Source organism: Streptomyces sp. NPDC008121, assembly GCF_042957155.1.
In the GTDB taxonomy this organism is placed as follows: Bacteria; Actinomycetota; Actinomycetes; order Streptomycetales; family Streptomycetaceae; genus Streptomyces.
This window is the reverse complement of the sequence record NZ_JBIBHT010000003.1, coordinates 754,116-776,165: the sequence shown is the minus strand read 5'-3', so window position 1 is coordinate 776,165 and position 22,050 is coordinate 754,116. Positions and strand designations below refer to the sequence as shown.

Here is a 22,050-nt window from a genome sequence, read left to right as displayed (position 1 = left end):
CCCGCTGCCTCTGCCGGAGCCGGCTCCTGAGCCCGCTCCCGCTCCCGCGGCCGAGTGCTGGACGGTGAACCTCGGTTCGTGGGTGGAGAGCTGGATCGGCGGACCCGTCTGCGTCCCGAAGAGCGGCTACAAGGAGGCCGTGAAGATCGACGTGACCGGATTCATGAACAGCGTCTGGCCGTTCTGATCCGTCACCGGCCCACCACGGCGGCGGAGGAGATCATCCTCCGCCGCCGTTCGTCCGCCCGCGCAACCTGCGCACCGCCCGGCCCACCCACTCCCGCTCCCGCGCCTGCCGCGCCGCCCAGCGTCGGCCGTCCGCCGCGCCCGCCCGCAGCCACAACAGCGGTGCCGTCGCCGGACCGGCCAGCATCAACCGCTGGTTGGGGACCGTCTCCGGCCGCCAGTGCAGCTTGTAAGGCTCGGTGCCCCGGAGCATGCTCAGCGTCGCCCGCCCGCTCGCACTGGTCTGGCGGGACCCGTGGCGCAGCAGCATCGTCGCCACGTCGATCTTGCGGGCGCGCAGCTCGGGGTCGGCGCCGTACAGATAGCCTCCGGCGAGCCGGGGCGACATCAGGGTGAGGTCGGCGGCCACCACGTCCCCGGCCAGCCGGAACTCGGTCACCATCGCGTCCCCCCGCTCGACCATGGGACGTACCGCCCGCGTGAGGTGCTGGGCGAACCGGTCGCTGGTGTGCTCCGCGGTGACCCCGCGGCCGCTCCACTGCAGCTGATGCAGCCTCAGCAGGCGTTCCAGGGCCGCCGGGACCTCCTCGCCGCTCACGATCCGCTCGTCGATGCCGAGCGCGTCCAGCTTCCGCAGCTTGGCCCGCACCCGTTGGGCCTTGCCCGACGGGATCCGTGCGAGCAGGGCGTCCATCGGCACCGCGGGGAGCTCCAGGCAGAGCGAGTCGGGGAGACGCCGGCGCGGGCCGCGCCACTGGGCGTGGATCCGTTCGGCCGCCGCCCCCGGCCGTACCTCCCGCAGGTCGATCACGGCACCGCGCGCCGCTCCGGCCAGCGCCTCGGTCAGCGCGGACGCTGCCTCGGGGCAGTCGTCGTCGAGGAGGACGTCGGTGAAGTCGGTGATGGCGCCGCCGAGCTGGGTGAGGACCGGCAGGGGGCCGGGGGCGCGCATCAGGGGCGCGGCCGCGACGAGCGCGCCGTCGTCCCGCCGTACGAGGACCACGCGCAGCGCGCCCGGCCTGCCGTACGACAGCCACCAGGAGTGCAGCCACGAGTGGGACTGGAACGGTGTCGCCGTGGCGCAGCGCCCGTAGAGGGATGTCCACCGCTCGGCGAGCCGGCCGAACTCGGCGGCGTCGCGGCAGACCTCGCCGCGCAGACCGTGCGCGCCGCCCGCGGTCACACCGACTCCGGTTCCGGCTGGTGCGCGCTCGCCGCCCCGGACGGGGCCGAGGAGGAGGCCACCGCCGGGCCCGGGACGGACGCGGACGGCTGCGGGCGGCCGGGTCCCTGCTCGGCGCGGGCGCCGCGCCGGGGGCGTACCAGCAGCGCCAGTCCGCCGAGCAGCCCGCCCGCGCAGCCGCCGACCAGCGCGGAGAGCGGCGCGGAAGGCGAGACGGGCGCCAGGGGCTTGGTGGCGCGGGAGAACTGCACGACCTTCACGCCGGTGCTGCCGGAGACGTGCGTGCTGTTGAGGACCAGTGCCCGGGCGACGCCGTCGGCCATGGAGACCGCCTTGGCGGGCTTGGCCGCCCGCGCGGTGATGGAGATCATCGGCGCGTCCGGCGAGGTGGCGGTCTGGACGGCCGAGCGCAGGGTCGCGGCGGACACCCCCGCCCACACCTGGGCGTCGCCGGTCACCGCGATGTCGGTGGCGACCCTGCCGTACGCCTGGGCGAACCCGAGGGCGGCCGCCGGGTCCGACTTCTCGCCGGGGACCACGATGACGTAGCTGGTCGCCGCGTACTGCGGGGTCTTCAGCGCGCCGTAGCCACCGCCGAGCGTGGCGCCGACGAGGACGGAGGCGGGCAGCACCCACCATCGGCGCGGGGTGCGCAGGACGATTCTCAGGGCGGAGCGTGACGGGTTCATGGAGCAGCTCGCTTAGCGGGAGAAGGGGTGCCGTGGACGGCCTGTTCGTAGAGGGACATCAACTGCCGGGCGCTGTGGGCGATGTCGTAGCGGTGGGCGGCGGCAGGCTGCGGCAGCCGGGCGAGGCGGGCGTCCCGGATCCCGCTCAGCGCGCTGATCAGCTCGGGGACGGAGGGTCCGATCCGCCGGGCCCCGGGCGCCGCGTCGGGCGGCAGGTCGTCGATCGCCGGGCAGGCCACGTAGAGCGCGGGCAGCCCGGCGGCCAGCGCCTCGACGACCGCGAGTCCGAAGGTCTCGTCGGGGGAGGTGGAGACGAAGACGTCCATCGCGGCGAGCAGCGACGGCAGATCGGCCCCGTCGGCCCCGGCCGGCGGGGGGTCCTCGCACGCCCCCGCGAGGAGCACCCGGTCGGCGGCCCCGCACTCCCGGGCGGTGTCCAGGAGGGCCTGCCGCTCCGGGCCCTCGCCGACGAGGAGGAGCCGCGCCCCCGGCACCGACGCCACGGCCCGTACGAGACGGTCGAAGCGCTTGCCGGGCGCGAGCCGCCCCACCCCGCCGACGACGAAGGCGTCCTCGGGGAGCCCGAGCGCCGCGCGGGTACGGGGGCGGGCCCCGTCCGCGTACCGGAAGCGGGCCGTCTCGATGCCGTTGGGCACGACGTGGATACGGGACGGGGCGACGCCCCAGCCCTCCAGGCGGCGGGCGACGCTGGGCGAGACGGCGACCGTGGCGGTGCCGAGCCGTTCGGTGGCCCGGTAGAGCGCGCGGGTGCCGGGGGAGAGGGGCCGGCCTTCGATCTGGGTGTCGCCGAGGGAGTGTTCGGTGGCGAGGACCGCGCGGACCCCGGCGATCCGGGCGGCGATCCTGCCGTACACGCAGGCGCGGTAGAGGTGGGTGTGGACGAGGTCGTAGCGGCCCTGGCGGACGATCCGGGTGAGGCGGGGCAGCGCGCCGAGATCGCGGTTGCCCGCCATGCCCAGGTGGGTGACGGGGACGCCGTCCGCCTCGATGCCCTTGGCGACGGCGCCGGGGTGGGTGAGCGTGACGACCTCGCTGCGCACGGGCAGGTGACGCAGCATCAGCCGCAGCTGCTGCTCCGCACCCCCGATGTTCAGGCCGGTGATGACGTGCAGGACCTTCATGACACGTCCGCCGCGGCCCGCCGGCCGGCCTCGGGCGCCGGCCGGGTGCCGGGGGCGTCGGGGGCGGCCGTCGGGCCGGGGTGGCGGCGGCGCAGGGGGTGCAGGGCGCGTTTGGCGGTGAGCCGCCAGGAGGTGTCCCGTCCGTCGATGTGCACCCGCGGCAGCGCGTACGCGCCGGTCAGGCGCCCCGGGGCGATGGCGCAGGCGTGGCCGTAGCCCGCCTCCCGTACGGCCCGGACCACGCGGGCGTCGACGTGTCCGTACGGGTAGCAGAAGCCCGCCACCGGGGCGCCGGTGATCTCCTCCAGGAGGGCGCGGCTCTTCCGGGTCTCCTCGGCGAGGGCCTTGTCGTCGGCGGCGGGGAGCGAGACGTGCCGCAGCCCGTGCGAGCCGATCTCCATCCCGGCCTCGAAGACCCGCCGGATCCCGTCCTCGGTCAGCAGCGGTCTTCGGGGCCCGTCCGCGTCCCAGGCGTTCTCGCCGCCGAGCCGGCCGGGCAGGACGTAGACGGTGGCGGTGAAACCGTGGCCGCGCAGCAGGGGGAGGGCCGTGTCGAGGAAGTCGGCGTAACCGTCGTCGAAGGTGAGGCCGACCAGGCCCTTGGCGCGCCCGGCGGCGGTCGCCGTGAGCAGCTCGCCCACCGAGACACCGCGCAGGCCGTGGTCGCTCAGCCAGCGCAGCTGCCGGGCGAACCGCCCGGGGGGGACGGTCACCCGGTACGGATCATCCGGGGTGTCGGTGATCGAGTGGTACATCGCCACCCACGGGGGCGGCTTCGGCAGCAGACGACGAATCGCGGCGGCGCGGGGCGCCATGACTACGGGCATGGGCGAGCCTTCGTGATGCGGTGCGGGTGAGGGGTGGGATGTCCGGCGCGTGGGCGGCGCAGGCGAGGAAGAGGAGGAAGACGCCGGTGGCGGCGAGGGCCGCGACGGTGAGGGAGAGGACGGCCGGGACGATGAGGACCGAGCAGAGCCAGCCGGCGGCGGTGGCCCATGCGGCGGCGGTGGCCAGCCGCAGCAGATCCACGCCGAGGTGGCGGACGCGGACGGGGATGGACTGGCGGTGCGCCCCGGCCAGCAGCATCACGGCGGTCAGGGTGATCCCGAAGGCGTTGGCGGCGGCGATCCCCACGGCGCCCCACGCCCGTGCGGCCGGTACTCCGGTGACGGCCGTGGCGGCGAGCCCGGCGGCCATCACGGCGGCCGGGTACCACAGCGGGCGGGCCGCGGAGAAGTAGCAGCGGACCAGGGCGCCGACCATCGTCTGGCCGAGCAGCCCGAGGGCGTAGACGCGCATCACGGCGGCGGTCGCGGCGGTGTCGGTGGCGTCGAACGCGCCGCGCTGGAAGAGCAGGGAGACGATCTGCGGGGCGGCGGCGATCACGATCGAGGCGCCGACGAGGACGACGACCGCGGCGAGCAGCAGGTCCCGTTCGACGCGGCGGCGGGCGCCCTCGGCGTCACCGGCGGCGAGGGCGCGGGCGACGACCGGGAAGCTCACCGTGCACAGCATCAGGGAGAGGATCATCGGCATCTGCGCCACCTTCTGGGCGTAGTTCAGATGCGAGATGGCCCCGGACGGCAGGGAGGAGGCGAGGAACCGCTCGACGAGGATCTGGGACTGGCGGGAGAGCGCGAAGGCGATGACGGGGGCGATGAGCCCGAGCACGAGGAGCCGCCCGTCGCCCGCGCCGGGCACGGCCGGCCGCTCCTTGGCCTCCGTCGGGCGGCGCAACTCCCGCAGCAGGAACGGCGCCTGGACGAGCACCATCAGCGCGCCGCCGACGGCGACCCCGGCCGCGGCCGACCGTACGCCGAACGGCTCGCGGAGCAGCACGATCGTGCCGATGATCCCGATGTTGTACGCGACGTAGATGGCGGCGGGCGACAGGAAGCGGCCGTGGGCGCGCAGGGCGGCGGAGCAGTAGCCGGCGAGCGCGAAGGTCAGCACGCAAGTCGCGGTCAGCCGGGTGCAGTCGACGGCGAGCCCGGGGTCGGGGAGCCCGGGTGCGAGGCCCGCGACGAGGAGCGGCGCGCCGGCGATCAGCAGCGCGGAGACGGCGCTGACGGTGAGCGCGAGCCGGGGCAGTGTGGAGCGTACGAGGGTACGGACGGGGTCGCCGGCCGGGCCGCCGCCGCGCCGGGTGAGGGCGCGGGCGAACGCGGGCACGAGGATCAGCGCCATCGCGTCCTCGATGAGCAGCGTCGAGGCGAACTCCGGCACCGTCCAGGCCACCAGGAACGCGTCGGTCTCCGCCCCCGCGCCGAAGTAACGGGCGAGGATCTGGTCCCGGACCAGGCCGAGCACGGCCCCGGCGGCCGTCAGGCCCGCCGTGACGGCCGCGGCCCGCGCCAGGAACCGGCCGGACGGCGACCACGGCCGCCGTTTCGGGCCGCGCCGTCGCCCCACCACGCCCCGCCGTCCCTCCGCGCCCCGAGGCGCGCTTCCGCCGTCCCCGCCCCGCGCCTTCCCCCGGGGCCTGCCCCGAGCCTTGCCTCGCATCGTGCCCCGTGTCGTGTCCCGACCGGCCGCGCCGTCGCCCGCTCGTTCCGCGGCCCGTTCCGCCGCCCAGGACGGCACGCGGGCCGCCGTGGCCACCACCCGGGGCCGGTGCGCCGGCGGCTGTTCGGCGGCCCGGGGAGCGGGCGCGGGGATCGGGCGGGGAAGATCCGGGGCCTCCGGGGGGCGCGGCCCGTCCGTCGGCTCCGGTTCCCCGCGCCACGGGTCACGCACGCTTCACCTCCGCCAGCGACCACCAGGCCGCCAGGCCGAGGACGACCGACATCAGCACCGTCGAAGGGCCGCCGATGTCCGCGTAGAAGAAGTCGATGAGCTGCCACGACAGCAGACCGGTGGCCACCAGCGCGCAGTCCGCGCCGCGCGTACGCCGCCGCAGCGCCCCGACCAGCAGCGCCGCCCAGCTGCCGGCCAGGGCGAGCAGGCCCACCAGGCCCTGCTCGCTGAGCACCAGCAGGTACATGTTGTGCGGGGAGAGCAGCGGCTGGCGCTGGAACGCCGCTCCCGCGCCCGCCGTGTCGCTGCCCGAGGAGAGCGCCAGCGAGGCGTGCCCGTCGCGGTACTGCGGGAAGCCCTTCAGGCCCACGCCGGTCACCGGCTCCGACCGCCACATCCGCCCGGCCGCCGCCCACATCGTGTACCGGTCCGTCACCGACTGGTCCGGCGCCGCCGTCACCTGCGTGATGCTGGCGACGCGCTCCTTCACCATCGCCGAGCCGATCCCGAGGCCGCCCACCAGGACCACCCCGAGCGCGCCCGTCACGAGCGCCACCCGCCCGGCGCGCCGCAACCCGGAGAGCAGCAGCTGGATCGCGCACGCCAGGACCGTCGCGATCCACGCGCCCCGGCTGAACGACAGCACCAGCGGCACGGCGAGGAGACCCGCGCACACCAGGGCGGCCGTCCGCGCCCGCCCGCGTCCGCTGCCCAGCGCGATGCCGGTGACGACGACGAGCCCGTACGAGACGACCGTCGCCATCCCCATCACGTCGGTCGGCCCGAAGGTCCCGACCGCCCGGACGTCCTCGCCCATGTACGAGGCTCCGGTGCCGGTCAGATACTGCGTCACCCCGACCGCGCCCTGCACCAGCCCCAGTGCGACCAGCGCCCACGCGACCACGGCGAAGTCCCGCCGGTCGCGGATCGTCAGCAGGACGGCCGCCGGGACGAGCACGAAGATCTGGACGTAACGGGCGACGCCCGGCAGGCTCGCCGCCGGGTCCTGCGAGGTGATCGCCGCCAGACAGATCCCGAGGACGGGCAGCCCGAGCACGAACGCCGCCCACCGGGTCAGCGGCCGCGCCCCGCCGCGCACCACCCGCACCAGACAGATCAGCACGAGCAGCCCCGAGGCCGCGTCCGCGATCGTGCCCGTACCGCCGGTCCCGCCCTCCGCGCCACCGGCGGACGGGACGAGCAGCAGCGCGATCACCGCCAGGACCGGGGAGAGCGCCACCACCCGGCGCACCCCGTCCCTGACCTCGTCGCGGGCCCCGTCGAGCGGGGCGGCGACCGCCACGGCCGTCGCCATCATCAGCTCCCCGCCGGCCGTACGAGTCCGGCGGCGGTCCGCAGCAGAATGCGGACGTCCTGCCAGAGCGACCAGTGATCGATGTAGTGGTTGTCGAACCGGCAGCGGTCCTCGATCGAGGTGTCACCGCGCAGCCCGTGCACCTGCGCCAGCCCGGTCAGCCCCACCGGCATCCGGTGGCGGGCCGCGTAACCGGCGTGGATACGGCTGAACTGCGCCACGAAGTACGGGCGTTCCGGACGGGGCCCGACCAGGCTCATGTCACCGCGCAGCACGTTCCACAGCTGCGGCAGCTCGTCGAGCGAGGTCCGCCGCAGGAAGTTGCCCACCGCGCTCATCCGTCGGTCGTTGGCCACGCTCCACCGGGTCGCCGACTCGGCCTCGTCCGTCGGGCGCAGCGTACGGAACTTCAGCAGCGTGAAGAGCCGCCCGTTCTGGCCCACCCGCTCCTGTCGGAAGAGCACCCCGGGGCCGTCCGCGAGCCGCACCGCCAGACCGCACAGCAGCAGGACGGGCAGCGCGAGCGCCAGCGCCGGTCCGGCCACGGCCAGGTCGAGGGCCCGCTTCGCGGTCAGCCCGCGACGCTCGCCCGGCGGGACGAGACGGCGGCAGCCGTACCCCCACAGGTGGTCGCTCATCGGCCCGTCCTGGCCCTCGCCGCCGACCCGCCAGGTCGTGCAGCCGTAGTGCTGGAAGAGCTTCACCAGAGCGGCGTCCTCGGTCAGGAAGACCGCGTCGCGGACGGTGTTCTGGATGACCGCCCGGTGGATCTCCTCCATGCTCGTCAGGACCGGAAGCCCCGCCTCCCCGGGCGGCTGCGGCGTCCCGCCGTCCTGCCGGCTGCCGACGATCCCGACCGGCCGGATGCCGTACTCCGGGTGCTGTCCGATCGTCGCCGCGAACCGGCGCGCCGCGCCCGGCCCGCCGACCACCAGCGCCGAGCGCGGCTGCGCCCGGGCCGTCCGCCGCCGGTGCGCCCGCACCGCGCCCCGCGCCACGCACACGGTGGCCACGTGCGCGGCGTACGCGGTGCACAGGGCGCCGGGGCCGAGCGCGAGGGAGGGCGTGAACGCGGCGACGACGGCGGCCGCCACGCACCAGGCGACCCCGGCGCGGGCGGCGAGCGCCGGCACCTCGTCGAGCACGGCGGTGAGGGAGCCGGGCCGGTGCAGCCCCGCGTACGAGTTGAGCGCGAGGACGCACCCCGCGACCAGCAGGAGCAGCCGGACGGCGGGGTACGGCGCGGGCACCAGCCAGGCGGCGCACAGCACGGCCAGCGCGTCGGCCGCGATCAGCGGCGCCGCGGTGGACCGCACCGGCGCGGGACGGCGCGGCGGGAGCGCCAGCCGGTCCGACGTGCCGCGCGGCGGGGCGAGGGAGGCGAGACCGTGGACGGCCTGGCGCGTCGAGGGCCAGGGGCCCGGCGAAGAGGGAACGCTGGTGCTTTCCGTAGTCACTGCGCAATCGGCTCTCTGTGCTCGGTGCACCGCACTCCGGCCAGCTCGCGGTACACGTCCGCGACGGCCGCGCCGGTGCGCCGCACATCGAATCTGCTGAGTACGTGCTCGTGGGCCTGGCGGCCCAGGGAGTGCCGCAGCTCCGGCCGGCCGAGGAGGCGGACCACGGCGGCGGCGAGGGCGGCCGGGTCCTCCGGCGGGACCAGGCAGTGCGGTTCGTGGTCCGGCGGCAGGCTCTCGCGCGCGCCGGCCACATCGGTGAGCACCACCGGCCGGCCGCTCGCCATGGCCTCCAGCGGCGCCAGCGCCATGCCCTCCCAACGGGACGGCAGGACGACCAGGTCGGCCGCGCGGTACCAGGGCGCGATGTCGTCCACGGCGCCGGCGAAGCGCACCGCCTTCGGCGCCCCGGTGCGCAGCCGCGCCCGGTCCGGCCCGTCGCCGACGAGGACCAGCCGTGCCTTCGACACCTCGGCGACGATGGCGGGCCAGGCGGCGAGCAGCACGTCCTGGCCCTTCTGCCGGCACAGCCGTCCGACACAGACGACGAGGGGACCCTCGCCCGGCCCCGGATCGGGGGTCTGAGCCGCCGCGGCCGCGAACCGGGTCACGTCCACGCCGTTGCGTACGACCGACCAGGAGGCCCGCACCCCCGCCTCCTCACCCGTACGGCGCTCGGCGTCGCTGACGCAGACGATCCGCTGCGTCCAGCGCGCCGCCCACCGCTCCCAGCGGCGGGCCATGGCCCCGACCGCGCCGTCGGCCGCCTCGAAGGACCAGGCATGCGGCTGGTACACCGTCGGCACCCGCCCCCGCAGGGCCAGCCGCGCGCACAGCCCGGCCTTGGCGCTGTGCGCGTGGACCAGGGAGGGGCGCACGGCGTCGATCAGCCGGGCCAGGTCGCGGGTCTCCCGGACCAGCCCGGGCCCGGGCTCGCGCCCCGCCCGCCAGTCGTGGACCACGGCGCCCTCCGCCCGGACCGCGGCGGCGAGCGGCGTGCCGGGCGGGCAGGCGACCGCCACCCGCATCCCCTCGCCGAGCTGCGCCCGGACCAGGTCGGTGACGACGCGGGCGACCCCGGCGTCACCGGGCTGGACCGCGTGCAGAACGGTGAAGGGGGAGGAATCCGATTCTCGAGAGGCCCGCACGTCAGCGCCGGACGACGTTCGCGGAAAGGGCGCCCAAAGCACCGCGGCGCGCGTCACGAACCGTTGAATTCCGCATACAGGTTCTCCGCTTTGATGAGAGGAGGAAGGGAAGACCCGTGAAGATCGGGAGAGAGTGAGATGTCGTCCGCACGAAATGGGTGAACGCGCGGCGGGCCCGGAAGCAACGTTCGGGAACGTTATAACCCCGATGCCGGGCGATAGTAAGCATTAGATGCCCGGAAACGCTAACTCCCGTATCCCTTGGGCCGGTTCCTCGTTGTGCGTGTTGCGCCTTTCCAGGCTCGCTCGCCCAAATGGCCCTCTTGTGGCCCAAAGATCGGTTGAACGTCACCCGTTCGGGAGCGCAACCAATGAAATGGGCCCGCGTTGTTGAGGGAGTCGGGCGAATCCGTCTGCGAGCCGGCCGTCCGGTCCAAGAGGCTAGAAAACAATCGAGGAGTGCTTCCCCATGTCCCGTATCGCGAAGGCTGTAGTCCTGACCGTCGGTGTCGCCGCGTCCGTCGCGGGTGCCACCGGTATCGCCGCCGCCGACTCCGGCGCCGAGGGCGCGGCCCTGCACTCCCCGGGCGTCCTGTCCGGCAACCTGGTGCAGGTCCCGGTCCACGTGCCGGTCAACGTCTGCGGCAACACCGTCAACGTCATCGGTCTCCTGAACCCGGCGTTCGGCAACACCTGCGCCAACGTCTGATCGAGCGCCCCGCATCGCGGTCCCTCCGAGGCCGGCGCGCCGCCCCTTCCGGGTGCGGCGTGTCGGCCTTTCCTCATTCGGACGCACCCTTGTGCGCCGTCCGGTGCAACGGCGTACGCCCCTTGGAGGGGCAGGTCAGAGGGGTGGATTCACCCGAACGGAGGCATGGCGCTGTGTAGCTCAGCCGTTGCGGAGCGCTATCACCGCAGGCACGGTGACGGAGAAGTTGTCCGACGCATAAGGAAAAGGAACAAATATGCGTCCCCTGGCATCACGCCGTCTCACCGTCCTGGCGATATCCGCCGCACTCGCCCTCGGCGCGGCGGGACCCGCCGTCGCCGACGAACACCAACCCCTCAGGCCCACCGCCGTCGTCACGGATGCGGACGCGCTCCCGACGACGCCGACCACCGAGGCCGCTACCCGAACCGCCACCGAGGCCGCCACTGCGGCCGCTACGGAGGCCGCCACCGAGGCGGCCACCCGCGCGGCGGCACCCGCCGACCTCATCGGCGACACCGTCGCCGCCGTCGAGCAGGCGGTGGCCGATCTGCTCGCCTCCCTCCCCCTCGGGGGCGTCACCGGGATCGTCACGCAGATCACCGCGACGGTGAACGCACTCGTGCAGTCGCTCCTCGGCGGACTGTCGCTCCCGGCGCTCCCGGCGCTCCCGGCCCTGCCGGAACTCCCGGCCGCGCCGGCGACCGCCCCGCAGCTCCCCGTCGGAGCGTCGACGTCCTAGAGCGTGTCCGGCTTGCGCCGTGCCGGTCCAGCACCCCTGGACCGGCACGGCGCTCGCGCGTCCGATCGGCAAATAGGACCGCGCGCCCCTTCGTTCGGGTGCAGTGTCGAGAAATCCTTCCTCCCGGAGTTTCCGGGGAGCGAACCTCTCGTTACAGAAGACGGAACGACGTACAGGAATCGGCCAAGAGGCCTGTACGGCAAGCGACTTGCTTGTGAAGACGTCATCGAGGAAGGACTCACTCCATGAAGCCCACCAAGGTTGCCGCGGTCGTCGCCGGTTCCATGATGGCCCTGGCCGCCGCCGCGCCCGCCATGGCCGCCGAGCCGACGGCCGTCCCCACCAGCCTGGACGGTGGTCTGGAGGCGCTCAGCAGCGACGGTCTGAAGACGGACACGCTGAGCAGCACCACGGACGGCTCCATGGTCAAGACCGTGGGCGAGACCGCCGAGTCGCTGAACGATGCCAAGAAGGGCACGCAGCTCCTCGGCGGCCTTCCGCTCGGCGGCTGACGACTCCCCCACCCTCGCTCCACCCCCGGCGGGCGCTCGCTCCCTCCGCGCCCCACCACCGCCCCGCGTCGGCCGATCGTATGACTTTCCCCGATCGCCGACCGTGTGGTCCGGTCACGCGGTGCGCCGCTCCTTAGGCTCTCGCCACCCCCACGACCACCGGTCGCCGCAGACGACCGACGGATCGAGTGCGGGGACAGGCCGGTCGGAGCGAGGGGGGACTCCCTGCCGGTCTCCCTTTCCCCAGAGGAAGAGCGGTATGCGATCCATCATCAGCAGGAAACTGCTCACCGCCGCGGCCGCGACGGGTGTCCTGTCGCTGACCGGCGGCTTCGCCGCGACGGCGGAAGCCACACCCTCCACCGCCGCGGACCGGCACTCGCACGCCCACTCCGCCCCGGACGAGTCCGACGGCTACGGCGACGGCGACGACTCCGAGGGTTACGGCTCCGGCGACGCATCGGGCGGATACGGCGACGAGCCCGGCGGTTACGGCGACGAGCCGGACGAGGAGTACCCCCCGCCGCCCGGCACCCCCGACCAGCCGGGCAACCCCGGCACCCCGGAGAACCCGGACGGCCCCGGTGGTCACCCTGACGAGCCCGGTACGCCGGACGAGCCGGGGAACCCGGACCAGCCGGGGAACCCCGACGAGCCCGGTACGCCAGGCCAGCCAGGCAATCCGGACGAGCCGGGGAACCCGGGGAACCCGGACGAGCCGGGGAACCCAGGGCAGCCCGGGACGCCTGACGAGCCTGGTACGCCGGGGCAGCCGGGGAACCCCGACGAACCCGGTACGCCGGACCAGCCCGGAAACCCGGACCAGCCAGGAAACCCGGACGAGCCGGGTACGCCGGGTCAGCCAGGAAACCCGGACGAGCCGGGTACGCCGGGGCAGCCCGGTAACCCCGACGAGCCCGGTACGCCGGGTCAGCCCGGAAACCCCGACGAGCCCGGTACCCCGGACCAGCCCGGGACCCCCGGCGCCCCGGACCAGCCCGGCACGCCCCCCACGGTCCCGCCCTCCACTCCCGACGGGCCCGGGTCGCCGGGCGACGGGAACCCCGGGGGGCCGCAGGGACCCGACACCTCCACCGTTCCGGGCGCGCCCGGCGGGCCGGGCGGGGTCCTGCCCGAGACCGGGAGTGAGGCCGAGCTGAGGGGCGCCGCCGCCGCGAGTGCGGCGCTGATCGTCGGCGGGGCGCTCGTCCGTCTCCGCGGCAGCCGCCTCGTCCGCGTCCGGCGCTCCGGACACGACGGCTGACCCGAGCCACGGACGGGCCGTCAACCCAGCCCCCCGCCGTCACCGGTGGGGGGCTTTCACGTTGCTGCAATCAGGCGAATTTCGCGACGTTCCCCGCGGAGGGCTCGTTCACACGGCACAGCACCACCGCACCCTTGTCTCCTGCTCTGAAGGACGTACGCAGTCATGAATCTGCGAGCTCAAGCCGGCATGGGAATCCTCATGACCGCTCTCGCCTCCGCGGCCATGGCGGCCCCCGCTACCGCCGCCGAGGCGCCGGTGATCGTTCCGCTCCAGGGCCTCGAGCCGGTGATCCCGATGGACGCCCCCACCGTGGCGAGCGGAGTCCCCACGCCCGTCCCCGGCGCCCCCACCGGCTTCCAGCACGGCCGCTCCGCCGCGCTGCCGGACCTGGGCGTGCCCCAGGTGCCGCTCGGCACCACCGTCCCGGAGACCCTCGTGGCCGCCCCGCTGCCCGAGGTCCTGGAGGGCAGCGAGCCCGGCACCGCCCTGCTGACCAACCCGCGCGCCCCGATGGCCACCGCCACCCCCGGAGCCACGCTCGGCAACCCCGTCACCCAGCCGCGCGGTGAGCACGCCGGCCTCCCCGCCCTCGCGGAGCCCCAGCTCGGCGTCATCGGCCCCGCCGTGCGGGGAACGCTCGGCCCCCAGCTGGGCCTGGCGCAGCCGACGGCCTGACGGCGTTCTGGCGTACGACCGATGACCCGGCGGGTGAAGACACGATTCTTCCCCGCCACCCGAGGGGTCGTTGTTCGTTACAACAGAATGCCTGTCGCATGGCCGCGGCTCGCAGACCCGGGGGTTCGCTCCGTCGTATCCGACGGCGGGTGGACCACCGGTCTGCGGGCCACTTCTCCGCGAAGTCGTCCCGTCCGGCCTAAAGGCCGTGACTCGCGCGCCCTTTCGGCGTTGAAGGGGAACGACGGCCGTGATTCTCGCGGTCGCCTTTCCACGTCCAAGGAGTTCTTGATGTCTCGCATCGCGAAGGCTGCCGCTGTTCTCGCCGGCACGGGTGCCGTTGCCCTCAGCGGAGCCGGCATGGCCGTCGCCGACTCGGGTGCCCAGGGTGCCGCGCTCAACTCGCCCGGTGTCGCCTCCGGCAATGTGGTGCAGGTCCCGGTCCACATCCCGGTCAACCTGTGCGGCAACACCGTGACCGTCATCGGTCTGATCAACCCGGCGTTCGGCAACCAGTGCGCGAACGTCGACGGCGGTGGCGACCAGCACCGTGACGGCGGCGGCTACGGCGCCTGACCCAGGCGATCACCGAGCCGAACGGCGAGCGGCCCCCCGGCAGACTGCCGGGGGGCCGCTTCCGTACGCCCGTCCGCTACGCGTAGCGGTAGAGGTCGCTGTGGTCGAGCATCTGCGCCGGGGTGACGTTCCACGGCCCCATCCGCTCGTCGCGGGCCGCGATCCGGCCGCGCTGCGCGTCGCCCGGCGGCGGCTGCCGCTCCGGCAGATAGCCGGCCCGCGGGTGGCGCTGCTGCCAGCGGGACCAGAGCAGGTCGACGAAGGAGTGGTGGAGCCAGAACACCGGGTCGTTGACCGAGGCGCCGCCCAGCATCATGCCGCCGACCCAGCGGTGCACCCGGTTGTGCACGCGGAAGCGGTCGTTGGTCCGGCCCGGTCCCCAGCCCTCCAGGCCGTTGCGGAACCCGGAGGCGCTGGTGGAGTTCCAGGGCGCCACGTCGTACACCGTCTCCCGCATCAGCGCGTCGACCTGCGCCGAGGTGGGCAGCGTGATCGGGTTCGACGGGTTCCCGAAGTCCCGGGTCAGGAAGGTGGTCTCGGTCATGGCGTGCTTCACGGTCCACTGCCCGCCGCCGAAGGCGAACGGGCCGGTCGTCACCTGCAGGTCGCCGCGGCGGCCGTTGCCGCCCATGAAGTCCTCGGCCCAGAGGGCCGCCGCCGGGGTGTTGTCACGGGTCCAGTCCCAGTAGGGCACGCTCACCGTCGGGTCGACCCGGCGCAGCTCCCGCTCGAACTCCAGCAGGAACTTGCGGTGCCAGGGCAGGAAACTGGGCGTCATATGGGCCACCCGGAGGCGGCCCTCGCCGTCGGCGACGTAATAGTCGATGTGCGTACGGACGAACTCGTCGTACGTCCCGCGGCGCTTGAGCTCCAGGACGGCGGAGACGAACTTCTTCCGCTCGGCGCTGGTCAGGTCGCGCTGGTTCTTACGCGTGTACGCCACGCGGGCTCCCTCCCGGGCCGGCGCCGTGGTCGCCCCGGGCGCCGTGGGAGGCGGCGAGGGGGGAGAGGGGCGCGGACCCCAGCTGGTCCACGGCCGCGCGGGTGGCCGCCCGTGGCGTCGGACAGGATGCGTAGTGGTCGACGGGGGTGAGATAGCCGCCGTCCGCGCACCGCATCAGGTGCAGCGGCCGCCCGTCGACGAGGACCTCCGGCACGCCCGCGGGCGTGGCGCGGGCCTGGATGCGGCGCCCCCGGTACATCTCGTCGAAGGTCTCCTCCGCGTCCGCGGCGGACGGTCCCGGCGCGGCGGGAAGACCGGCGGCGGCCCGGGGGCGGTCGCCGCGGGGAGTGGTGGTGATACGGGCGAGCACGCCGCCCGTGAACGCGGCCACGGTCAGGGTGAACAGGGACCGCAGCGCCACGCGGCGCGAAACGATCATGAGGGATCTCCTGGTGGTCGGGAATCCTCCGGCAACGGCTGATCGGGACCCTCCGGCGCAGGCGGAGGCAGAATGCCCTCAGGGCTTAACGAGGGGAACGCGCCTTTGTTGCGGCAGGCGGAGCGCCGGGGTGAATGTCGGCCGATCGGGTGAATTCGTGCCCGGTAGAAGAGAGTTGGGCCACTAGCATCCCGACCCATGACCACTCCCAATGTTGTCTCCTCGGAGCGCAGCGCCTCCCCGCTGGGCACGCTGACCGTCGTCTCGTGGACGACCGGACCCGTCGGCGACACCCCCGTCACCCCCTTCCTGATGGTGTACTCGCTCGGCGACGGCCGTGACGGCCCCCAGGCCGGCGAGGAGGCGATGCGGGCCGCCCTGGAGGCCATGGGCCTGCCGCTCGGCGGTCAGGTGGTCGACGTGGCGCAGGAGCCCGGTGTGGGCGCCCATCTGCTCGTCGAGGCCCAGCAGGCCGTGCTCACCCTGCCGTTCATGAAGGTGCAGTGTCCGGTGCCGGCGGAGTGGGAGGCGGCCGCGAAGGAGATCGGGCACGCCTACCTCATCTGCTCGGTGCGCCCCTGGCCGGAGGCCGTGCCGGGCGAGCCGCTCTCCGAGGAGCGGCTGCGGGCCTTCGCCTCGGACGACGACGTCCTGGCGGCCGGGGCGCACCTGCTGCTGCCGGTACGGCGACTGCAGCGCTGAGCGGCGGGGGGCGGCGTCATGGCGACGGTGAACGTACGGGGCGGGGTGCCGGAGCAGCGGCAGGACGGGGCCCGGGAGAGCGGCGGGGTGATCGGCGCGAGCCGGGCCTTCGCCTGGATGCTGATGATCACCGGTGCGGCGGGCGTGCTGTCCGGCTGGGTCATCACGATCGACAAGATCCTGCTGCTGGAGGATCCGAACTTCCAGCCGGGGTGCAGCCTCAACCCGGTGGTCTCCTGCGGCAACATCATGAAGAGCGAGCAGGCGGCGGTGTTCGGTTTCCCGAACCCGATGCTGGGGCTCGTGACGTACGCGGTGGTCGTCGCGGTCGGCGCCGGGCTGCTCGCCGGGGCGCGCTACCGCGGCTGGTTCTGGCTGGGGCTCAACGCGGGGATGCTCTTCGGCGTCGGCTTCTGCACCTGGCTGATGTACCAGTCGCTGTACGAGATCAACTCGCTCTGCCTGTGGTGCTGTCTGGCCTGGGTCGCCACGATCGTCATGTTCTGGTACGTCACCTCGCTCAACGTCCGGGCGGGCCTGCTGCCGGCGCCGGCCGCCCTGAAGGGGTTCTTCGAGGAGTTCACCTTCGCCCTGCCCGTCCTGCACATCGGGATCATCGGGATGCTCGTCCTGACCCGGTGGTGGGACTTCTGGACCGGCTGACGTGACGTCGGCCTTCGGGCCGCGGGCAGCACTGACCGTGCTGCTCGCGGCCGTTCTCGCTCTCGTCCTGCCGGGCGACCGGCTCGCCCCGGGCTCCCGGCAGGAGGGGGAGCCCGCCGCGCCCGAGGCGGCCCCGGCGCCGCTGACGGTGCCGTCCGGCTTCTTCACCGGCTCCGACGAGACCGGGGTACGGCGGATCGGCGAGGTGCAGAGCTGGCTGGGCGGCGCGTCGCTGACCGTCGGGCACACATATCTGCCGGGCGACCGCTGGTCGAACATCGAGGGGCATCCGGCGCTCTTCGAGCCGTGGGCGCGGTGGAAGGAGGCCGGGCCGGGGCGGCTCTTCGTGCTGAACGTGCCGATGATGGACCGCAGCGAGGACGGCCTGCCGGACACCGAGGTCCGGGCGGGGCTGCGGGGCGGGTCGACGGGGGCGTACGACGCGCACTTCCGCGCGCTGGGCAGGCGGTTGGTGGAGCACCGGCTCTCCGACGCGATCCTGGTCCTCGGCTGGGAGATGAACGGCACCACCTACAGCCATCGTTGCGGCCCGGACCCGGAGAGCTGGAAGGCGTACTGGCGGCGGATCGTCGGGGTGCTGCGGGAGGTGCCCGGGCAGCGGTTCCGCTTCGACTTCACGGCGAGCCGGGGCCGGGACGCGGTGGAGTGGACGCGCTGCTATCCCGGCGACGCGTACGTCGACATCATCGGGATGGACGCCTACGACCAGCCGGAGGGCCTCGACTTCGCCGGGCAGGTGGCCGAGGAGTACGGGCTCGCGGACCACGTGCGGTTCGCGGCGGCGCACGGCAAGCCCGTCTCGTACCCGGAATGGGGTCTCTTCCGCAACGGGGACAACCCGGAGTACGTGCGGGGGATGCTCGACTGGTTCGCCCGGTACCGGCCGGTCTACCAGACCTTCACGGACTACTGCCCGCACGGGGTGTGGGCGTGCGCGGACAACCCGGAGTCGGGGCGGGTCGTCAGGGGCGCGTTCGGAGCGTCAGGCCGCCCTTGAGGGTGTCGACGGTCCGGTTCAGCAGCGGGATCAGGTCCTCGCTCCGGCCGTGCTCGGCCCAGTGGACGGTGGCCTCGCGCAGGGCGGCGAGGACGGCCGCCGTGAAGACCCGTACCTCCAGGTCGTCGGCGTCGCGGGCGGTGCGGTCGGCGAGGGCGCGGGCGAGGCGCTGGGCGGTGTCGGCGGTGGATTCGGTGAACCGGGCCCGTACGGCCGGGATCTCCACCATCAGCCGGGCCCGCAGCCGGGTCTCCTCGGGCTCGTCGGCGAGGGCCGCCGTCACGGCTTCGAGGATCACGGCGCGCAGCGACTCCAGCGGCTCCTCGTCGGCGGGGCGGGCCCGCAGCCGGGCCTCCAGGAGCGGGTCCCGTTCGTCGGTGAGGAGGATGTCCTCCCGGACCGGGAAGTAGCGCACGACCGTCGAGGGGGAGACCTCGGCGGCGGTGGCGATCCGCTCCACGGTGACTGCGTCCCAGCCGTGCGCGGCGGCGAGCCGGTAGGTGGCCTTCCGGATTGCCGCGCGGGTACGGGTCTTCTTGCGTTCGCGCAGGCCGGGACGGGTGGCGGGGTCGACGGGCATGGTCGTCATTGTGCGGGTCAGGCGTGCTGGTAGGCCACCAGGGAGATGCCGACGTAGTGGGCGACGAAGGCCGCCAGCGTCAGCGAGTGGAAGACCTCGTGGAAGCCGAACCAGCGCGGGGAGGGGTTGGGGCGCTTGATGCCGTAGACGACGCCGCCCGCGCTGTAGAGCAGCCCGCCGACGACGACGAGGACGAGGACGGCGACGCCGCCCGCCCGCATGAAGTCGGGCAGGAAGAAGACCGCCGCCCAGCCCATCGCGATGTAACAGGGCGTGTACAGCCAGCGAGGGGCGCCCACCCAGAAGACCCGGAACGCTATGCCGGCCACGGCCGCCACCCAGACCGCCCACAGCAGCGGACGCCCGGTGGAGTCGGGGAGCAGCAGCAGGGTCAGCGGGGTGTAGGTGCCCGCGATGATCAGGAAGATGTTGGCGTGGTCCAGGCGGCGCAGGACGGCTTCGCCGCGCGGGCCCCAGTTGCCCCGGTGGTACAGCGCGCTGATCCCGAAGAGCAGACAGGCGGTGAGGACGTAGATGCCGCAGGCGATCCTCGCCCGGGGCGAGTCCGACAGGGCGACCAGGGCCACACCGGCCACGATCACGGCGGGAAACATACCGGCGTGCAGCCAGCCCCTGAGTCGGGGCTTCACGAACTGCTCTATCTCGTTCACCGACGGCATGGCGGAATTCATGGACCGAATGCTACCTACGCCCCCGTAGGTCCCGAAGAGGAGTGGCGATGCTCACGTGGGCGGCCCTCTGGACATATGGGCGCATGCGTCGGATGATCAAATGAGTGCGGTCGGCACCGGATGAGCGCGAGCGTCTCCACACGAGAAGCATCCGGGTCGCAGCCCCCAAGGGGCCTACATCTAAAAACCCCTCATCAAGGAGCAATCGTGGCGCGCGACAACGCGGCTCCCACCACCGTCCCCACCCAGCACCAGGAACTCGTCTCCTGGGTGAACGACATCGCGGCGATCACGCAGCCGGACAGCATCGTCTGGTGCGACGGATCCGAAGCCGAGTACGAGCGCCTGTGCGAGGAGCTCGTCGCCAAGGGCACGTTCAAGAAGCTGGACGCGATCAAGCGCCCGAACTCGTACTACGCCGCCTCCGACCCGTCCGACGTCGCGCGCGTCGAGGACCGGACCTTCATCTGCTCCGAGAAGGAGGAGGACGCGGGCCCGACCAACCACTGGAAGGCCCCCGCGGAGATGAAGGAGATCTTCGCCGGCCGCGACGGGATCTTCCGCGGCTCCATGAAGGGCCGCACGATGTACGTCGTGCCCTTCTGCATGGGCCCCGTCGGCTCCCCGCTCTCCGCCATCGGCGTCGAGATCACCGACTCCGCGTACGTCGCCGTCTCCATGCGCACCATGACCCGCATGGGACAGGCCGTCCTCGACGAGCTCGGCACCGACGGCTTCTTCGTCAAGGCCGTCCACACCCTCGGCGCGCCGCTCGCCGAGGGCGAGGCCGACGTGCCCTGGCCCTGCAACACCACCAAGTACATCTCGCACTTCCCCGAGACCCGCGAGATCTGGTCGTACGGCTCCGGCTACGGCGGCAACGCCCTGCTCGGCAAGAAGTGCTACGCCCTGCGCATCGCGTCCGTCATGGCGCGCGACGAGGGCTGGCTCGCCGAGCACATGCTCGTCCTCAAGCTCACCCCGCCGCAGGGCGAGGCGAAGTACGTCGCCGCCGCCTTCCCGTCCGCCTGCGGCAAGACCAACCTCGCCATGCTGGAGCCCACGATCTCCGGCTGGACGGTCGAGACCATCGGCGACGACATCGCCTGGATGCGGTTCGGCGAGGACGGCCGGCTCTACGCCATCAACCCCGAGGCCGGCTTCTTCGGCGTCGCCCCCGGCACCGGCGAGCACACCAACGCCAACGCCATGAAGACCCTGTGGGGCAACTCCGTCTTCACCAACGTCGCGCTCACCGACGACGGCGACGTGTGGTGGGAGGGCATGACCGAAGAGCTGCCCAAGCACCTCACCGACTGGAAGGGCAACGACTGGACGCCGGAGTCCGGCACCCCGGCCGCCCACCCCAACGCCCGCTTCACCGTCCCGGCCGGACAGTGCCCGACCATCGCGCCGGAGTGGGAGGACCCCAAGGGCGTGCCGATCTCGGCGATCCTCTTCGGCGGCCGCCGCGCCTCCGCCGTGCCGCTGGTCACCGAGTCCTTCGACTGGAACCACGGCGTCTTCCTCGGCGCCAACGTCGCCTCCGAGAAGACCGCCGCCGCCGAGGGCAAGGTCGGCGAGCTGCGCCGCGACCCCTTCGCCATGCTGCCGTTCTGCGGCTACAACATGGGCGACTACATGGCCCACTGGGTCAAGGTCGGCGCCCAGGCGGACGCCGCCAAGCTCCCGAAGATCTACTACGTCAACTGGTTCCGCAAGAACGAGGCCGGGAAGTTCGTCTGGCCCGGCTTCGGCGAGAACAGCCGCGTCCTGAAGTGGATCGTGGAGCGGCTGGAGGGCAAGGCCGAGGGCGTCGAGACCCCGATCGGCATCCTGCCGACCGTCGACTCCCTGGACACCGACGGCCTGGAGATGCCGGCCGAGGACCTGGAATACCTGCTCAAGGTCGACCGGGACGTCTGGCGCGAGGAGGCCGCCCTGGTCCCCGAGCACCTGAACACCTTCGGCGACCACACCCCGAAGGAGCTGTGGGACGAGTACCGCGCGCTGGTCGAGCGCCTGGGCTGAGCCCCGCCCGAGACTCGTGACGGGCTGCCCACGACAACCGCCCTGACCAGTGGGGTCACGACGGCTCGTCACGACGCGTGCCGGCCCCCGAAGCCCCTCAGCTTCGGGGGCCGGCCCCTTTCCCCGGTCCGGTCGGACGGCGGGGTCGCGCACGTGGGTGGCACCCGGTCCGCGCGCCTCGACGGCACGCGGGCCGGGGCCGTCAGGGGGCGCTGACCAGGTCGGGCGAGGTCAGTGCGGCGGAGTGCGCGTCCATGCGCTCGGCGGCGAGGATCGCGGCGGCGGTGTCCGCCCGGGAGGCGGCGACGACGAGGGCGCGGCCCGCGAGGGCGTGGGCGCGGCGGTGCAGGGACGGGGCGGCGGAGCCGCTCAGTCCGGCGTGGCGGGCCGGGGGCGCGCCGCGCAGCCGGGCCACCTGCTCGGCGATCCGCTCACCGGCCGCCGTGTCGCCCAGCTCGTCCGTGACGGCGAGCAGGGCGGAGAGGTGTCCGGCGAGCTGGATGTCCAGCTCTTCCTCGCGGGAGCGGTGGGGGTACGCGTCGCGGTCGTCGTCGGCCATCCGGTGGACCGACTTGGTGCGGATCGGCTCGTACATGGGGATGGCCTCCTACGGTAGCTCTGGAGCCATCCTAGCTTAGATTCCGT

The 22,050-nt window shown here is 73.6% G+C and carries 23 protein-coding genes; 10 read left to right on the top strand and 13 right to left on the bottom strand.

The window, feature by feature from the left end; genetic code table 11:
* Positions 1 to 220 precede the first annotated feature (220 nt).
* From ACFZBD_RS13540 to ACFZBD_RS13505, 8 genes are all read right to left on the bottom strand, one after another.
* The gene (locus ACFZBD_RS13540) at positions 221 to 1,369 is read right to left on the bottom strand and encodes a GNAT family N-acetyltransferase (protein ID WP_391139505.1); all 1,149 of its coding nucleotides are present in this window, start codon (positions 1,367 to 1,369) and stop codon (positions 221 to 223) included.
* Positions 1,366 to 2,058 (bottom strand): lipopolysaccharide biosynthesis protein, encoded by a 693-nt coding sequence (locus ACFZBD_RS13535; RefSeq protein ID WP_391139504.1) that lies wholly within the window; start codon positions 2,056 to 2,058, stop codon positions 1,366 to 1,368. The genes ACFZBD_RS13540 and ACFZBD_RS13535 overlap by 4 nt, the downstream gene beginning before the upstream one ends.
* Positions 2,055 to 3,200: a glycosyltransferase gene (locus ACFZBD_RS13530; RefSeq protein WP_391139503.1), complete on the bottom strand. Its 1,146-nt coding sequence runs from the start codon at positions 3,198 to 3,200 to the stop codon at positions 2,055 to 2,057. The genes ACFZBD_RS13535 and ACFZBD_RS13530 overlap by 4 nt, the downstream gene beginning before the upstream one ends.
* A complete protein-coding gene (locus ACFZBD_RS13525; RefSeq protein ID WP_391139685.1) occupies positions 3,197 to 4,015 on the bottom strand; it encodes a polysaccharide deacetylase family protein in 819 nt (272 codons plus the stop codon). The genes ACFZBD_RS13530 and ACFZBD_RS13525 overlap by 4 nt, the downstream gene beginning before the upstream one ends.
* Positions 3,924 to 5,705, bottom strand: coding sequence for a lipid II flippase MurJ (gene murJ, locus ACFZBD_RS13520; protein ID WP_391139502.1), 1,782 nt, complete (start codon positions 5,703 to 5,705; stop codon positions 3,924 to 3,926). The genes ACFZBD_RS13525 and murJ overlap by 92 nt, the downstream gene beginning before the upstream one ends.
* 223 nt (positions 5,706 to 5,928) lie before the next feature.
* Positions 5,929 to 7,251, bottom strand: coding sequence for an O-antigen ligase family protein (locus ACFZBD_RS13515; RefSeq protein WP_391139501.1), 1,323 nt, complete (start codon positions 7,249 to 7,251; stop codon positions 5,929 to 5,931).
* Positions 7,252 to 7,253: 2 nt separating this feature from the next.
* Positions 7,254 to 8,708, bottom strand: a complete 1,455-nt coding sequence (locus ACFZBD_RS13510) for a sugar transferase (RefSeq protein WP_391139500.1) — start codon at positions 8,706 to 8,708, stop codon at positions 7,254 to 7,256.
* Positions 8,705 to 9,856, bottom strand: a complete 1,152-nt coding sequence (locus ACFZBD_RS13505) for a glycosyltransferase (protein ID WP_391139499.1) — start codon at positions 9,854 to 9,856, stop codon at positions 8,705 to 8,707. Before ACFZBD_RS13505 ends, ACFZBD_RS13510 begins: the two co-directional genes overlap by 4 nt.
* Before the next feature lie 469 nt (positions 9,857 to 10,325).
* Between ACFZBD_RS13505 and ACFZBD_RS13500 the strand changes: the two genes are divergently transcribed.
* From ACFZBD_RS13500 to ACFZBD_RS13475, 6 genes are all read left to right on the top strand, one after another.
* Positions 10,326 to 10,565: a chaplin family protein gene (locus ACFZBD_RS13500; RefSeq protein WP_391139498.1), complete on the top strand. Its 240-nt coding sequence runs from the start codon at positions 10,326 to 10,328 to the stop codon at positions 10,563 to 10,565.
* A 256-nt stretch (positions 10,566 to 10,821) separates the two neighbouring features.
* The gene (locus tag ACFZBD_RS13495; protein WP_391139497.1) at positions 10,822 to 11,307 is read left to right on the top strand and encodes a hypothetical protein; all 486 of its coding nucleotides are present in this window, start codon (positions 10,822 to 10,824) and stop codon (positions 11,305 to 11,307) included.
* A 245-nt stretch (positions 11,308 to 11,552) separates the two neighbouring features.
* Positions 11,553 to 11,819, top strand: a complete 267-nt coding sequence (locus tag ACFZBD_RS13490) for a hypothetical protein (protein ID WP_391139496.1) — start codon at positions 11,553 to 11,555, stop codon at positions 11,817 to 11,819.
* A 259-nt stretch (positions 11,820 to 12,078) separates the two neighbouring features.
* Positions 12,079 to 13,083, top strand: coding sequence for a hypothetical protein (locus ACFZBD_RS13485; RefSeq protein ID WP_391139495.1), 1,005 nt, complete (start codon positions 12,079 to 12,081; stop codon positions 13,081 to 13,083).
* A 165-nt stretch (positions 13,084 to 13,248) separates the two neighbouring features.
* Positions 13,249 to 13,761 carry a hypothetical protein gene (locus ACFZBD_RS13480; RefSeq protein ID WP_391139494.1) on the top strand — a complete coding sequence of 171 codons (513 nt, stop codon included), beginning with the start codon at positions 13,249 to 13,251 and terminating at the stop codon, positions 13,759 to 13,761.
* Positions 13,762 to 14,052: 291 nt separating this feature from the next.
* Positions 14,053 to 14,337: a chaplin family protein gene (locus tag ACFZBD_RS13475; protein WP_391139493.1), complete on the top strand. Its 285-nt coding sequence runs from the start codon at positions 14,053 to 14,055 to the stop codon at positions 14,335 to 14,337.
* A 76-nt stretch (positions 14,338 to 14,413) separates the two neighbouring features.
* Here ACFZBD_RS13475 and ACFZBD_RS13470 read toward each other — a convergent pair whose 3' ends face one another.
* Both ACFZBD_RS13470 and ACFZBD_RS13465 read right to left on the bottom strand, forming a co-directional pair.
* The gene (locus tag ACFZBD_RS13470) at positions 14,414 to 15,280 is read right to left on the bottom strand and encodes a tyrosinase family protein (RefSeq protein WP_391139492.1); all 867 of its coding nucleotides are present in this window, start codon (positions 15,278 to 15,280) and stop codon (positions 14,414 to 14,416) included.
* Entirely contained in the window at positions 15,264 to 15,719 is a 456-nt protein-coding gene (locus ACFZBD_RS13465) for a tyrosinase family oxidase copper chaperone (protein ID WP_391139491.1), read from the bottom strand. The genes ACFZBD_RS13470 and ACFZBD_RS13465 overlap by 17 nt, the downstream gene beginning before the upstream one ends.
* Positions 15,720 to 15,917: 198 nt before the next feature.
* Here ACFZBD_RS13465 and ACFZBD_RS13460 point away from each other — a divergent pair, with 198 nt between their 5' ends.
* The 3 genes from ACFZBD_RS13460 to ACFZBD_RS13450 are packed head-to-tail and all read left to right on the top strand — an operon-like array spanning position 15,918 to position 18,102.
* Positions 15,918 to 16,421, top strand: coding sequence for a DUF5949 family protein (locus ACFZBD_RS13460; protein WP_391139490.1), 504 nt, complete (start codon positions 15,918 to 15,920; stop codon positions 16,419 to 16,421).
* A gap of 18 nt (positions 16,422 to 16,439) precedes the next feature.
* Positions 16,440 to 17,084, top strand: coding sequence for a vitamin K epoxide reductase family protein (locus ACFZBD_RS13455; protein ID WP_391139489.1), 645 nt, complete (start codon positions 16,440 to 16,442; stop codon positions 17,082 to 17,084).
* Position 17,085: 1 nt separating this feature from the next.
* Entirely contained in the window at positions 17,086 to 18,102 is a 1,017-nt protein-coding gene (locus tag ACFZBD_RS13450; RefSeq protein ID WP_391139488.1) for a glycosyl hydrolase, read from the top strand.
* Here ACFZBD_RS13450 and ACFZBD_RS13445 read toward each other — a convergent pair.
* Together ACFZBD_RS13445 and ACFZBD_RS13440 are read right to left on the bottom strand one after the other, a co-directional pair.
* Entirely contained in the window at positions 18,068 to 18,691 is a 624-nt protein-coding gene (locus ACFZBD_RS13445; protein WP_391139487.1) for a TetR family transcriptional regulator, read from the bottom strand. The genes ACFZBD_RS13450 and ACFZBD_RS13445 overlap by 35 nt on opposite strands.
* A gap of 8 nt (positions 18,692 to 18,699) precedes the next feature.
* Complete coding sequence (locus tag ACFZBD_RS13440) at positions 18,700 to 19,374, bottom strand: hemolysin III family protein (protein WP_391139486.1); 675 nt, start codon at positions 19,372 to 19,374, stop codon at positions 18,700 to 18,702.
* Positions 19,375 to 19,581: 207 nt separating this feature from the next.
* Between ACFZBD_RS13440 and ACFZBD_RS13435 the strand changes: the two genes are divergently transcribed.
* Positions 19,582 to 21,405, top strand: coding sequence for a phosphoenolpyruvate carboxykinase (GTP) (locus ACFZBD_RS13435; protein WP_391139485.1), 1,824 nt, complete (start codon positions 19,582 to 19,584; stop codon positions 21,403 to 21,405).
* 202 nt (positions 21,406 to 21,607) lie between these two features.
* Here the strand turns inward: ACFZBD_RS13435 and ACFZBD_RS13430 are convergent, their stop codons facing one another.
* A complete protein-coding gene (locus tag ACFZBD_RS13430; protein ID WP_391139484.1) occupies positions 21,608 to 22,000 on the bottom strand; it encodes a hypothetical protein in 393 nt (130 codons plus the stop codon).
* Positions 22,001 to 22,050: the final 50 nt, after the last annotated feature.